The sequence below is a fragment of the Streptomyces sp. NPDC093221 genome, assembly GCF_044753885.1.
Taxonomy (GTDB): Bacteria; Actinomycetota; Actinomycetes; order Streptomycetales; family Streptomycetaceae; genus Actinacidiphila.
Window position 1 is genome coordinate 332,569 of record NZ_JBIVOA010000001.1, and the last position, 13,648, is coordinate 346,216.

Here is a 13,648-nt window from a genome sequence, read left to right on the forward strand (position 1 = left end):
GGCGAAATGCGCGACATCGGTGTGCGGTACGCCACATGTATGTGTGTCAGCTGTGTGTCAGGTCGCAGGTACCGGCTGTGTTACAGGTGATGACCGAATTGGGGGACGCTAAGGATCATATGATAAAAATCGTGTCACCACTTACGTTCTCTGCGGCGTGCCGCCTTGTAGGTGGCTCGGGGGAATCGGCGCGATAGGAAGACATGCTGGCGTTCTTGCTGGAGATCCGTGAGTTGCGGCTCCAGGGGGTGGTGTACCCCTTCGCCGCCTTCATGGCGCTGATCTGGCTGCTGTGGCTGATCAAAGTCGTGTTGGCGCGTCGGTACAAGCCATGGAAGCGCCCGTTCCAATCCACCACTTCCGTGATCATCCCGGTCGTGGACGAGCCCGAGGACCTGTTCCGCGAAGTTGTCGGCCGGATCATCGACCAGCGGCCCACCGAGATCATCGTGGTGATCAACGGCCGCCGCAACGAGGCACTTGAGCACATCTGCGACGACCTCGGCGTGTTCTGGAAATGGACGCCCGTTCCCGGCAAACGCAACGCGCTCAAGGTCGGCCTGGCGGAATCCAGCGGCGAGATCGCCGTACTCGTCGACTCCGACACCATCTGGACCGCCAACACCCTCAGTGAACTGGTCAAGCCGTTCCGCGACCCCGAGGTCGGCGGGGTGACGACCCGTCAGCGCATCCTCCAGCCGAGCCGCACCGTGCTCACCCGCTGGGCGGACTGGCTGGAGAGCGTGCGCTGCCAGTACGCGATGCCCGCGATGAGCGTGCTCGGCACCGTCGGCTGTCTGCCCGGCCGCACCATCGCCTTCCGCAGTCACATCCTCTTCGACTGCATGGACGCCTTCCTCGGCGAGAAGTTCCTCGGCGTCTTCCTGGAGGTGAGCGACGACCGCACGCTCACCAACTACACGCTCAAGGCCGGGTACAAGACCGTCTACCAGTCCACGTCGCTCGTCTACACCGACGCCCCGCTCCAGTTGAAGAAGCTGGCCAAGCAGCAGTACCGCTGGGCGCGCGGCTCGCAGTACAACACGCTGCGGATGATGCCCTGGATGCTGCGCAACGCGAAGATGCTCGCGCTGTTCTACTTCACCGACGTGGCCGTGCCGTTCGTGCTCCTCGGCACCTTCGCCTCCTGGCTGGTCGCCGCCTTCCACCGCGGCCGTCCCGGCATCTACCACGACCTGCCGCTGCCCGGCGACCCCACCAAGGCCCTGGTCCTGCTCATCGCGCTGGCCGCCGTGATGTCGCTGTTCTCGCTGATGTTCCGCTTCGGGCGGCACTTCGCCTACCGGCCGCAGGACCTGCTCTTCCTGCCCGCCTTCATGGTGATCAACACCCTGCTGCTGCTCCCCGTGCGCCTGCTCGGCTTCTTCCGCTGCGCGCACAACGCGAGTTGGGGCACCCGCGCCGACAGCTTCGCGGGCGAGAAGTCGCACAGCGCCCTGGTCCTGGTGCCGTACGTGATCGGCGGCCTCATGCTCGGGGGGTCGGTGATGATGAGTGTCTAGCAGCCAGAACACCCCGGCGACACCGCCCCCTTCCGACCCCCGGCGACCGAGCGCCAGCCGACGGCGCAAGAAGCCGGCGCACTGGTGGAACCGGGGCACCGGCATCCGGCTGCGGATCTGGATGGCCGTCAACGCGGTCCTGCTCTCCGCCCTGTCCTACGGCGTCTACGCGGCCGTGGTCTCCAACGCGGAGGGCACCGGCTACTCCGGACTCGGCGGCGGCAGCAGGACCAACCCCGGCCTGCTGGAGCGGCTCAAGGGCAGGACCGAGCCCGGCATCCCGACCAAGGCGCAGTTCCTGCACCCGGACGGCGTCTACTTCGGGGCGGCCACCACCAACGCTCCCTACGACGCGGCGGAGGTCGACAAGCTGACCGTCGACGCGGGCGGCATCCGGCCGACGATGACGTCCTTCTTCCTGTCGTGGAGCCAGAAGTTCAACCCGTACGCGATCACGGCGGCCTACGAGCACGGCACGCTTCCGGTGCTGAGCTGGGAGCCCTGGCAGGGCGGCGCGCAGAATCCGGAACCCGACCAGATCCTGAAGTCCAATATCGACCAGCCCGCGTACCGGCTCGCCAACATCACCGCGGGCACGTACGACACGTACATCACGCAGACGGCGAAGGCCGTCGCGGCGGCCAAGTGGCCGCTGGTGATCCGCTTCGCGCACGAGATGAACGGCGTCTGGTACCCGTGGGCGGAGCGGGTGAACGGCAATCACCAGGGCGACTACGTCAAGGCGTACCGGCACGTCCACGACATCTTCCGGAAGGTCGGGGCCACCAATGTGATCTGGGCCTGGTCGCCGAACATCGTCCGGCCGGCCAAGAAGGTCTCGCTCAAGGCGCTCTACCCCGGTGACGACTACGTCGACTGGGTCGGCATGACCGGCTATGGCGTACGCGAGTCGACGCCGGAGATCACCTTCCGGGCGACGATCGACCAGATCAGGACCTTCACCGACAAGCCGCTGGTCATCATGGAGACCGGTGCGCAGATCGACGCGCAGCAACTGAGCTGGGTCGACGCCTTCTTCCCGTGGCTGCGGAAGAATTCCGAGGTGATCGGGTTCGTCTGGATGCAGAAGGACCGCGACTCGGGCGCGGGCGGGAACTGGCGGTTCACCTCCAGCAAGGCCGAACAGCAGGAGTTCCAGGCGGGCTTGGCCACGCTGCGTCTGGCGACGGGTCACGCGGGCGCGCCCGCGCCCTCCGACTCCCCCGCCGGGAGCACCCCATGAGCGAGCGGGAAGTCCTCGAATCCGACGCCGACTACCCCGATCACCCCGACACCATTCCCATCTCGATCATTCCGCAGCCGCGGAACTCCCATCACGACGAGGGCGAGTGGGAGATCCAGGACGACAGCACCGGGGAACGCCCCGCCTCGGGGGGGCGCGCCTCGCGGCGGCGCCAGGAGGAGAAGCGGCGCGGGATGGGCCGCGCCGCGATCATGCTGCCGCCGATGCTGGTGACGCTCGTCGCGGGCGGGTACCGGGTGGGTGCGGCGCAGGTCAGGGAGGACGAGGCGGCGACGTGGTGGGCGGCGCATCTGTCGTGGTCGGACCTCGGGCGGCTGCTGGACAACACCGATGTGGTGCTGGCGCCGTACTACGTGCTGATGCACTTCTGGGTCTCGGTCGCCGGGAGTTCGCCCGCGATGCTGCGGGTGCCGTCGGTGGTGGCGATGGCGGTGACGGCGGGACTGCTGGCGCTGCTCGGCCGCCGGATGTTCGACGCGCCGACCGGGCTGGTCGCGGGGCTGGTGTTCGCGGTGCTGCCGGTGACGACGCGATTCGCGCAGGAGGCACGGCCGTTCGCGCTGGCGGCGCTGTCGGTGGTGGCGGGGGCGCTGCTGCTGTACCGGGCGCTGGACCACGTGGGCGCGGACCGGTGGGGCGGATACGCGTTCGGGATGCTGTGCACGGGGCTGTTCCACCCGGTGGCGGCCACGGTCGTGGTGGCGTATCTGCTGATCACGCTGGCCACCGAACGCCAGCGCACCGGGGCGTGGTTGGCGGTGACGCTGGTGCCGGTCGCGCCGCTCTTCGCGGTGCTGATGCTGGCGCGCGGCCAGAACCACCAGGACCCGCAGGGCGGCACCGATGTGCACGCGCTGCTGCGGCTGCCGCAGGAGCTGCTCGGCTCGCAGCACGTCGCCCTCGCCGTGGGCGGCCTCGCGCTGCTCGGGGTGCTGCTCGGCCGCAGGAACGGCGTACCGCTGCTGGTGTGGGCGGTGCTGCCGCCGGTCGCCCTGTTCGGACTGCGCTCGTACGGCAACCTGTTCACGCCGTCGTACTTCGTCTTCACCGTGCCCGCCGTCGCGCTGCTCGCGGGCGCCGGGGTGTGCGGTCTCGCCAAGCTGCTGCCGGGCAGGGAGCGCGGGGCGGCGACCCGGCAGATCGTGCTCGGCGCGGTCGCCGCCGTCGCCGTGGCCGCGGTTTCGCTGCCGGCCTTCAACGGCCTGCGCACCGACCCGCGGCCCGGACTCCCCGACTACCAGGCGGCGTCGGCCTGGCTGCGGACGCAGACGCGCGGCGGCGACGGGGTCGTCTACAGCGGTGAGCTGGACAAGGCGATGCGGGGCACCGCGTACCAACTGCGCGCCGTGGCCGACCCGCCGGACGCGGTGTACGTGACGGTGTCGCCGCAGCGGGACGGTACGTACACCGGACAGCCGTGCTCCGCGCCCGTGGTGTGCACCAAGGACGTCCAGCGGATCTGGCTGGTGGCCACCGCGCCGCGCACGCCGTACGCGGGGATGACGGCCGACGAGGGGAGATTCCTCCAGACCGAGTACAAGGCGGGCACCGCGAAGGACTTCGCGGGCGGCCTGCGGATTACGCTGTTCGACCGGCTGCCGCGGAAGTTGGCGCGGTAGCGGGCGCGTTGGGCGCGCCGACCGGGCCGGCCGCGGGCGTGGCCGGTCGCGGACGTGGCCGGGCCCGACGGGGGCGGGGCGCGCGGGGGCAGGGTGCGCGGGGCGTTCAGGGAATCGTCGGGGGTACGGGTGACGGAGGCGGGGGAGCATGCTCGGGGGAAGACGCGACCGGTGGACGCGCGGAGGTCCGCTCGTCAACTGGCCGGGGCGGCTGTCCAGCCCCTTCTACGGCCAGGTCTGGAGCCGGGCGAAGTACGTCGTGCCCGCCGCGGTCCTCGCGCTGCTGATCGGGGTCGCCGCGCTCGCCTGGGGTGACGGCGGGGACGGGGGCGGCGACCGCAGCGCGGGAGCCGACCGGGCGGCCGACAGCGGCGTGGGCGACGACGACGGGGTGTCGACCATCGCGCCGGGGCCGCCGCGGACCGCCGTGCCCGACAAGGACGCCATCCGCCGACCGCCCGCCGGGACCACGTACTTCGGCGTCGCCAAGCCCGACGCGCCCTGGAATTCGGCCGTCCTGGCCGGAGTCGGCCGCGACGCGGGCGGCGTCACGCCCAACATGGTGGAGTACTACGTCAATTGGACCCGCGGCTTCGACCCGGACCCGGTCCGCGCCGCCTACGCCCAGCACGCCGTGCCCGTCGTCTCCTGGGAACCGTGGGCGGGCTCCGCGAAGGGCACCGAGCAGCCCTCGTACGCGCTGCGCACCATCATCGACGGTGCGCACGACCCGTACATCAGATCCTTCGCCGAGGCCGTCAAAGCCAACCGCTTCCCGATCGCGCTGCGCTTCGCCCACGAGATGAACGGCCACTGGTACCCGTGGGCCGAGCCCAACGGCGGCAACAGACCCGGTGAGTACGTCGCCGCGTGGAAGCACGTCCACGACATCTTCCAGCAGGCCGGCGCCACCAATGTGATCTGGGTCTGGGCCCCGAACACGCTGCGCGGCGCGGGCGACATCAGCCTGAAGTCCCTTTATCCGGGCGACGGTTACGTCGACTGGGTCGGCCTCGACGCCTACGGGGTCGCCGAGCGCACGGCGGGCGAACTCCTCGACCCGTCGGTGAACGCCCTGCGCGCGTTCACCGCGAAGCCGCTGCTCATCACCGAGACCGGCGCCCAGCCGGGTGGGCGCAAGGCCCCCTGGATCGCCAGCCTCTTCCCGTGGCTGGCGAGCCGCCACGACGTCATCGGCTTCATCTGGTTCCAGTACACCCACGCCGAAGGCGGCGGCTCCGACTGGACGTTCATGTCCAGCGCCGCGGCGCAGGAGTCCTTCACGGCGGGAGCGAGGACGTTGCGGCTGGCGCAAGTGCCGTGACGCGTAGGGCTGTTGGTGCGCGGGCCGCCCCCGGCGCGTGCACCGGGGGCGGCCCTGGACGTTTACGTGCTTACGTGCTTACGTGCTCACGTGCGCACGCGGTCCTGACGGTCAGGTGCCGAGCACCTGGAACTCCCAGAGCGAGTAGCCGTACTGCGTGGCGCGCGCCGTCCCGTACATTCGCACGTACCGCCCGGTGCCGGTGACGTTCAGCGTCTGATTGCCGCCGGTTCCGGTGGTCGTGGAGTAGACGTCCGTCCAGGTGGTGCCGTTCGCGGAGGTCTGGATCCGGTACGCCGTCGCGTACGCGGCCTCCCAGTTGAGCTTGACCTGGCTGACGGTGTGGCTGGCGCCGAGGTCGACCTGGAGCCACTGCGGGTCGCTGAAGGTGCTGGACCAGCGGGTGCCGGGGTCGCCGTCCACCGCGCTCGCCGCCGTGAAACTGCCGTTCTCACTGGACGAGGCCGTGGCCGTCTTCCCCTGCGACAGCAGGGTGGGCGTGCCGGGTCCGCCGGGGTCGCCGCCGCCGGACGTCGGTGTGCCGTACAGCGCCAACTCGTACAGCGAATCGCCGTATTGGGATGTTCTGGCGGTCGCGTAGACCCGCACGTAGCGGGCCGTGGCCGACAGCGCGGTGTCCTGGATGTCGGCCGGACTGTTGTTGTTGGAGTAGACCGTCGTCCAGGTCGTGCCGTTGGCCGACGTCTGTAGCTGGTAGGCGGATGCGGCCGCCGCCTCCCAGACCAGACTCGCGTGCGTGAGGTTGTAGGACTGGCCGAGGTCGACCTGGACCCACTGCGGGTCGCTGAAGCCGCTCGACCAGCGGGTGGTGACATCGCCGTCGGTCGCGTTCGACGCGGGGAACTGCGCGCTCTCGGTCGAGGAGGCCGTGGTCGGCTTGCCCTTGGCGATGTTGGTGCCGGTGCTGCCGGGCGCGGCCTTGTTGTAGACCGCCACGTAGTCGACGTTCAGCGAACCGCCGCTGACCGTGGCCGCGTTGGGGCCGCCACCGAAGGCGGCGGGGAAGCCGCCGCCGATCGCCAGGTCGAAGATGATGTAGAAGCTGTGGTCGACGGCGTTGGCCCACGCCGTGGCGTCCACCTGGTTGGAGCTGAGCGTGAAGTAGTTCGCGCCGTCCAGGTACCAGCGGATCTGCTCGGGTGACGTCGAGCGGTCGATCTCCACCGCGTACGTGTGGTAGCCCGTCTGGCAGCCGGAGCAGGCCCGTTCACCGCTGCCGACGCCGCTGGACTCGTTGCACGCGCCGCCCGGATTCGTCCCGCAGTGCAGGGTGCCGAACACCGAGCTGCGGCCGTTGATGTCCTCCAGGATGTCGACCTCGCCGGAACCCGGCCACGGCACGCCCACGCGCAGCGGCGACCCCAGCATCCAGAACGCGGGCCAGTAGCCCGCGCCGTTGGCCGTGGTCACGTTCGGCTGCTGGATCGACGCCTGCATCCGGACCACGCCGCCCGGCTGCGCGCCGAAGCCGTCCGCCTGGGTCTCGACCCGTCCCGACGTCCAGCCGGTGTTCGGGTCCGTGCCCGAGTGCAGTGCCTTGAGCACCAGATGGCCGTTGCCGTCCTGGTAGACGTTGGCCGTGCTGTTCGTCATCGTCTCGATCTCGCCGGTCCCGAAGGTCCAGCCCTCACCGGCGTCGTAGCGCCATGTCCCGGTGTCCAAGCCGGTGTTGGCGGCGCCGTTGAAGTCGTCGCTCCAGGTGGTGGTGAAGCCGCTCGGGGCGGCGGGGACGGCGTTCGGCTGTACGGCGGCCGGTTGTGCGGCCTGTCGCGCGGCCTGGTGTGCCGCCGGTTGTGCGGCCGTTTGTGCCGCCGCGGTCCGGGTCGCCGTCTGTGGGGAGACGGTGCCCTTTCCCGCGGCCGACGCCGACGCGGACGCCGACGCCTGCGGCGAACCGGCCAGCGCCACCGCGGCCATCGCGCTGACGGCGACTAATCCGACGCCCAGCCGTTTCCGCAAGCGCTTGTCTCTCATCGACATGCCTGCTCCTTGTGTGGGGGGTTGCGTGAGAGCGCTCTCTCCACGCGAGAGTCGGCCTTGCCCCAGCCCCTGTCAAGGCTTCCGGCAACGTTTACGGAGCCGTCCGCGCGCCGTACGGGAGGAGGACGGTGCCCCGCCAGGGAGGTATGCGGCAGCGGTGTGCACCCAGTGCAATTCCGGGCCGTGGCCGTCCCCGTGGGGCGCGGGTCTGCGTAGCGTGGCAGCTCTGTCCGTCGAGGGGAGTGCGCGGTGTCGGGACGTCCGGAGAAGGAGATGGCGCCGGGCGACGACCCGGTACGCCAACTGGCGCGCGAGCTGCGCGACTTGCGGGAGGCGGCGGGCAAGCCGACGTACCGGACGATGGCCAGGGGCGCGGGTTTCGGCGCGAGCACGCTGTCGCGGGCCGCCTCCGGCGAGACGCTGGCGACGCTGCCGGTGGTCCTGGCGTACGTCCGCGCGTGCGGCGGCGATCCGGCCGACTGGGAGCGGCGCTGGCGGGCGGCGGCCACGCGGGCCGCGGGGCCGCGGGACGCCGAGGACGGCGACGATCCGGCGCCCTACCGGGGCCTGGCCCGGTTCGAAGCGGGCGACGCCGACATCTTCTTCGGCCGCGACCGCCTCACCGACCGCCTGCTGGAACTCACCGCCCGCCGCCGCTTCACCGCCGTCTTCGGCCCCTCCGGCAGCGGCAAGTCCTCCCTCCTGCGCGCCGGCCTCATCCCCCGCCTCCAGCAAGTCGCCGACCCCGCCACCCGCCCCGCCGCCCTCCGCATCCTCACTCCCGGCGCCCATCCGCTCCGCGACCACGCCCCCCACCTGACGCCTGCGGCGAGCTCCACGTACGACCCTGCGGCCAGCACCGCGGGCATCCCGGCCCCCGGCCCGGCGGGCGGTCGTGCGACGGGCACGTCGGCCGATCCGGAGCGAGGCCCGGAGGGTGGTCCCGCGACCGCCTCGGCCGCGAGTGCGGCGACGGATTCGACCGATGGTCGGGCGGCTGGGCACGCGTCCGGCCCGGAGCCTGGCGTGGCGGGCGGTCCGGCGACTGGGCACGTGATCGGCTCCGAGCCCAGCCCGGAGGACGGTCGCCCTGCCGGGCACGCGTCCGGTTCGGATCGCGGCCCTGCGGGCGGTCGTGCGACGGGTACGACGGCCGATGCGGAGCGAGGCCCGGAGGCCGGTCCGGCGGACGGGCACGCGTCTGGTCCGGTGACCGCCTCGGCCGCGACCGCGGTGCCGGATTCGTCCGATGGTCGCGTGGCTGGGCTTGCGCCTGGTTCGGGGTCCGGCCCGGTGGGCGGTCCTGCGGCTGGCTACGGGGCCGGTCCGGCGTCCGGCTTGGAGGGCGGTCGTCCGACGGACACCGCTGGTCCGGCGGCTGGGCATGTGACCGGCTCCGAGTCCGGCTCGGAGGGCGCTGGCGCGGCTGGCTTCACGGCTGGTACGGCGATCGGCGCGACCGGCGGTCGGGGGGCTGGTCCGGGACTCGGGCCGGTGGGTGGTCGGGGGGTTGGTGCGGGGTCCGGTGCGGAGGGTGGCGGGGGGGATACCTGGCTGATTGTGGATCAGTTCGAGGAGCTGTTCACGCTGTGCGCCGACGCGGCGGAGCGGGAAGGGTTTATCGAGCGGCTGTTGGCCGCGGCGCATCCGGCGGGGCGGACGCGGGTGGTGATCGCGGTGCGGGCGGACTTTCTGGGGCGGTGTGCGGAGCATCCGCGGCTGATCGGGGCGTTGCAGGACGCGACGCTGCTGGCGGGGCCGATGGACCGGGACGAGTTGCGGGAGGCGGTGGTGCGGCCGGCGCAGGCCGCGGGGCTGATCGTGGAGCGGGCGCTGTCCGCCCGGGTGGTCGCGGAGGTCGTGGGGGAGCCGGGCGGGCTGCCGTTGATGTCGCACGCGCTGCTGGAGACGTGGCGGCGGCGCGCCGGCCGGGCGCTGACCGAGCGGGCGTACGACGAGGCCGGTGGTCTGCACGGCGCCATCTCCCGTACGGCGGAGGACCTTTACCACCGGCTCACCGCCGAGCAGGCGGCCCTCGCGCGCCGCGTGCTGCTCCGCCTGGTCATGCCGGGCGACGGCACCCCCGACACCCGCAGACCGGTGGCCCGCGCCGAACTCGCCCTGGGCGCGGACGACACCGCCGTCGTCCTGGACGAGCTGGCCGGGGCCCGGCTGATCACCGTGGACGACGGGACCGTCGACCTCGCCCATGAAGCCCTCATCCAGGCGTGGCCACGGCTGCGGTCCTGGATCGACGCCGAGCGGACCCGGCTGCGCGTGCACCGTCGGCTCACCGACGCGGCGGTGATGTGGCACGAACTCGACCGCGAACCGGGCGCGTTGTACCGGGGCTCGCGGCTCGCGGCAGCCGAGGAGGCGTTCCCGGCCGGGGAGGCGTTCCCGGCGGCGGAGGCGAACGGCGGACCCGACGAACTGACGCCCACCGAAAGGGCGTTCCTCGACGCGAGCACCGCCGCCCGCCGCCGCGAGGAGCAGGCCGCCGCCCGAGCCACCCGCAGACTCCGCGCGTTGACGGCGACCCTGTCCGTACTCCTCGTCCTGGCCGTGGCGGCCGGGGCGACGGCGTGGACGCAGAGCCGCAGCAACGAGCGGCAGCGCAGGGCCGCCGACGCCGCCCGGCAGGTCGCGCTGTCGCGGCAGCTCGCCACCACGTCGGACGCGCTCGTCGGCTCCGACCCCGAACTCGCCTCGCTGCTGGCCGTCCAGGCGTACCGCGAGAGCCCCACCACCGAGGCGGTGGTCAGCCTCGAAGCCGCCGCCGCGCTGCCCCTCAAAGCCGTCCTGCGCCCGCCGGACCGCGAACACGACGTGGAGTCACTGGCGTTCAGCCCGGACGGCCGCACCCTCGCGACCGGCGACAGCGCGGGCACGGTGATCCAGTGGGACGCGGCGGGCGGCCGGGTCCGCTCGAAGGTCGGCCACCCGAGCGCGGGCGCGACCGCGCTGGCGTACGGCGCGGACGGCCGTACCCTCGCGATCACCGGCTGGAAGGGGGAGTTGGACCTGCGTCCGGTGTCCGCCGAGGGCGGCCGGGGGGCCAGGACCGTGGCCCTCGGCCCTGAGCCGCCGCTGGACTGGGAACTCGGCCCCGACGCCCGCACCGCCGTCACCGCGGACCGCGGCGGCGCGATCAGGCTGTGGGACGTGGCGACCGGCCGCGACCGGCGGATCGTCACCAGCCGCGAGAAGATCCCGGGACCGATGGCGTTCTGCGCGGGCGGGCGCGTCGTGGCGATGTCCGACGCCGGGCGGATCCGCGAGTGGGACACCAGGACCGGCCGCCCGCTGGCCGACTTCGCCGCCAGGTCGCAGGCCCACGAAGTCCCGGACGACGGAGGGGACTTCCTCGACCTCGCGTGCGGCCCGGACGGCCGCAGCGTGGCCACGGGGGACTTCGCCGACGGCAAGGTGCGGATCCGGGACGCGGCGACCGGCCGCGTACGCGCGGTGCTGTCCGGGCACGCGGGCCAGGTCGGCGCGCTGGCGTTCAGCCCGGACGGCCGCACCCTCGCGACCGGCGGCGACGACCGGACGGTACGGATCTGGGACGTGGCCACGGGCAGGGCCCGTGCGGTGCTGTCCGGTCACACGGGCACCGTCCGCGCGCTCACCTTCAGCCCCGACGGCCGCACCCTCGCGACGGCGGGCGCGGACCGCACCGTACGGCTGTGGGACGTGACGAACGGCCCCGCCGTCCTGCCCGGCGTCGCGGCGGCGGCCTTCGGCGGCGGTGGCGTCGTACTGGCCGGAACGGACGGCGGACTCCGGCTGCGCGACACGGCCACCGGACATGTGCGCGTCCTGGCCGGTCCGTCCTCGGGACCGCCGCCGGTCGCGGTCGCCGTCACCAAGGACGGTCGCGTGGTGGCCAGTTGGGACGGCGACGGCTCGGTGCGGCTGTGGGACACCGTGTCGGGGCAGGTCACCGCCACCCTTGCGGCGGCCGGGAACGCGGGCGGCCTGGCGTTCAGCCCCGACGGCCGTACGCTCGTCATCGCCGACTACGACGGCCGGTTGCGGCCGTGGGACGTGCGCGCGCACCGCTTCCGTACGACCTTCCGGGTGTGGATCGCACCCGGCACGGGACCCGTCTTCGGCCCGGACGGCCGGATCGTGGCCGCGCAGACCGTGGACGGCGCGGTCGCGCTCGTCGACCTGGGCACGGGGGAGACCCGGTCCATCCTCAACGGCGCTCCTGTGCACGGCAGTTCGGGCAGCATGCCCATGGTGGACTCGGGCGTCGCGCTCAGCTCGGACGGGCGCACGGCCGCCGTCGGCACCTGGGACGGTCACGTCCTGCTCGCCGACCTGACGACCGGCCGCACCCGCGCGCTGGCCACCGGCCGTACCGCGCCCGTGACGTCGGTGGCCTTCACCCCCGACCGCCGGACCGTCGCGGCGGGCGACTGGGACGGGCCCGTGCACCTCCTGGACGTGGCCGCCGGACACGTGCGGGCCACCCTCACGGCGGCGCCCCGCTCCGCAACCGACCTCGCCTTCGGCCCCGACGCGCACACGCTCCTCGTCCTCGACCCGCAACAGACCGCGCGGCTGTGGGCCGTTGACCTGCCGGACCCCGCGGCGGCCGTCACCGCCGTCTGCCGCGCGGTCGGCCGCGACCTCACCCGGCAGGAGCGCGGCACGTATCTCCCCGACGAACCGGCCCACCCGGTCTGCGGCACCACCACGGACCGCTGAGGTCCGCCCGGTCTGCGGCACCACGGCCCGCTGAGGCCCGCCCGGTCTGCGGCACCACGGCCCGCTGAGGCCCGCGCCGCGCGGGCCCGGCATTGCGCTCTCGGTCAACTCCCTTGCGCACAGGGCCGATGACGGGCGGCTCGGTCCCCGGCAGACTCGGTGGCCCGGCGCACGGGGGAGGGTGCCCGGGGCCGGTGGGCCGAGAGCGCGGCGCGCGGTGCGGGTCGTCAGTGGCGACGACGATCGGGGAGGACGACCGCAGTGAGCCGCGATGGGGGCAGGGGTCGCGCCTCGGCCGACCGGTCGTGTGGGGGCGGGGAGTTCGGGCTACGGTCGCCCGCTCGGCGGGCGTGTGCGGGGGCGGTGTGGACGCTCACGCGCTCAACAGCCGCCTGCGGTAAGCGCCGGGCGCGACGCCGTACTCCTTCTTGAAGGCACGGCCGAAGACCGCCGCGTCCGGGAAGCCCCACCGCGCGCAGATCCGGCTGACGCTGCGGTGCGCCATCCGAGGGTCGGCCAGATCGGCCCGGCAGCGGTCGAGCCGTTCGGCGCGGACGTGTCCGCCGACCGTACGGCCGCCGTCCTGGCGGAAGAGGTGGTGCAGGTAGCGCACCGAGATGTGGTGCGCGGAGGCGATGGCGGCGGGCGACAGCCAGGGCGCGGCGAGGTGGCGGTCGATGTACTCGCCTATGGCGCAACGGAGTTCGAGGGTGCGGGACGCGGGTACGGCCGCCGGGTCCGCGAGCTGGGCCAGGAAGGCCGTGGCCAGGCTCAGCGCCGCCGAGCCGAGGCGCGCGCCTTGCGGGGCGAGCACGGAACCGGCCGCCTGGTCGGCGAGCCCTTCGACGTAGTGCGCCAGCAGCGCGGCGGGTCCGGTGTCGGAGGGGAGCGGGCGCGCGACCAGGTGCCTCAGCGACCTGGCGGGCACCGGCACCGCCTCGCGCGGCAGGTGCAGCACGATCGCCCGCCCTCGCGGCGCGGCGGACTCGACCGCCCTGACGAGCAACGGCCGTGAGGGCTCCCACAGCCCCAGCTCGCCGGCCTCCAGCCGCGTACCGGCCCGGTCGCGCTCCGCGTCCCCGCCGAGGTCTCCGCCACCGGTCCGGCCGACGTTCGCGGCACCGTTCCCGGCAGCGCTCAGGTCCCCCCGGTCCACCCCGTCCGCCCGGCGCAGCGTCAGCGGCCCCTCCGACACCAG

Annotated in this window: 7 protein-coding genes; 5 read left to right on the top strand and 2 right to left on the bottom strand. The window is 73.0% G+C overall.

What is annotated here, in order from left to right:
- Positions 1–203 precede the first annotated feature (203 nt).
- From ACIQCJ_RS01545 to ACIQCJ_RS01560, 4 genes are all read left to right on the top strand, one after another.
- On the top strand, positions 204–1,523 hold the full coding sequence (locus ACIQCJ_RS01545; protein WP_402710353.1) for a glycosyltransferase family 2 protein: 1,320 nt from the start codon (positions 204–206) through the stop codon (positions 1,521–1,523).
- On the top strand, positions 1,516–2,766 hold the full coding sequence (locus tag ACIQCJ_RS01550; RefSeq protein WP_402710354.1) for a glycoside hydrolase family 26 protein: 1,251 nt from the start codon (positions 1,516–1,518) through the stop codon (positions 2,764–2,766). The genes ACIQCJ_RS01545 and ACIQCJ_RS01550 overlap by 8 nt, the downstream gene beginning before the upstream one ends.
- A complete protein-coding gene (locus ACIQCJ_RS01555) occupies positions 2,763–4,406 on the top strand; it encodes a glycosyltransferase family 39 protein (protein ID WP_402710355.1) in 1,644 nt (547 codons plus the stop codon). Before ACIQCJ_RS01550 ends, ACIQCJ_RS01555 begins: the two co-directional genes overlap by 4 nt.
- Before the next feature lie 148 nt (positions 4,407–4,554).
- A complete protein-coding gene (locus ACIQCJ_RS01560) occupies positions 4,555–5,730 on the top strand; it encodes a glycoside hydrolase family 26 protein (protein ID WP_402710356.1) in 1,176 nt (391 codons plus the stop codon).
- Positions 5,731–5,841: 111 nt separating this feature from the next.
- Here ACIQCJ_RS01560 and ACIQCJ_RS01565 read toward each other — a convergent pair whose 3' ends face one another.
- Positions 5,842–7,731: a discoidin domain-containing protein gene (locus ACIQCJ_RS01565; protein ID WP_402710357.1), complete on the bottom strand. Its 1,890-nt coding sequence runs from the start codon at positions 7,729–7,731 to the stop codon at positions 5,842–5,844.
- A 273-nt stretch (positions 7,732–8,004) separates the two neighbouring features.
- Between ACIQCJ_RS01565 and ACIQCJ_RS01570 the strand changes: the two genes are divergently transcribed.
- Entirely contained in the window at positions 8,005–12,450 is a 4,446-nt protein-coding gene (locus ACIQCJ_RS01570) for a hypothetical protein (RefSeq protein ID WP_402710839.1), read from the top strand.
- A gap of 373 nt (positions 12,451–12,823) precedes the next feature.
- Here ACIQCJ_RS01570 and ACIQCJ_RS01575 read toward each other — a convergent pair whose 3' ends face one another.
- Entirely contained in the window at positions 12,824–13,645 is an 822-nt protein-coding gene (locus ACIQCJ_RS01575) for a helix-turn-helix domain-containing protein (RefSeq protein WP_402710358.1), read from the bottom strand.
- Positions 13,646–13,648 lie beyond the last annotated feature (3 nt).

Bases quoted from the DNA above. Each gene is read 5' to 3' on its own strand.
- ACIQCJ_RS01565 (WP_402710357.1), bottom strand. From the start codon at position 7,731: ATGTCGATGAGAGACAAGCGCTTGCGGAAACGGCTGGGCGTCGGATTA.
- ACIQCJ_RS01555 (WP_402710355.1), top strand. From the start codon at position 2,763: ATGAGCGAGCGGGAAGTCCTCGAATCCGACGCCGACTACCCCGATCAC.
- ACIQCJ_RS01545 (WP_402710353.1), top strand. From the start codon at position 204: ATGCTGGCGTTCTTGCTGGAGATCCGTGAGTTGCGGCTCCAGGGGGTG.
- ACIQCJ_RS01570 (WP_402710839.1), top strand. From the start codon at position 8,005: ATGGCGCCGGGCGACGACCCGGTACGCCAACTGGCGCGCGAGCTGCGC.
- ACIQCJ_RS01560 (WP_402710356.1), top strand. From the start codon at position 4,555: ATGCTCGGGGGAAGACGCGACCGGTGGACGCGCGGAGGTCCGCTCGTC.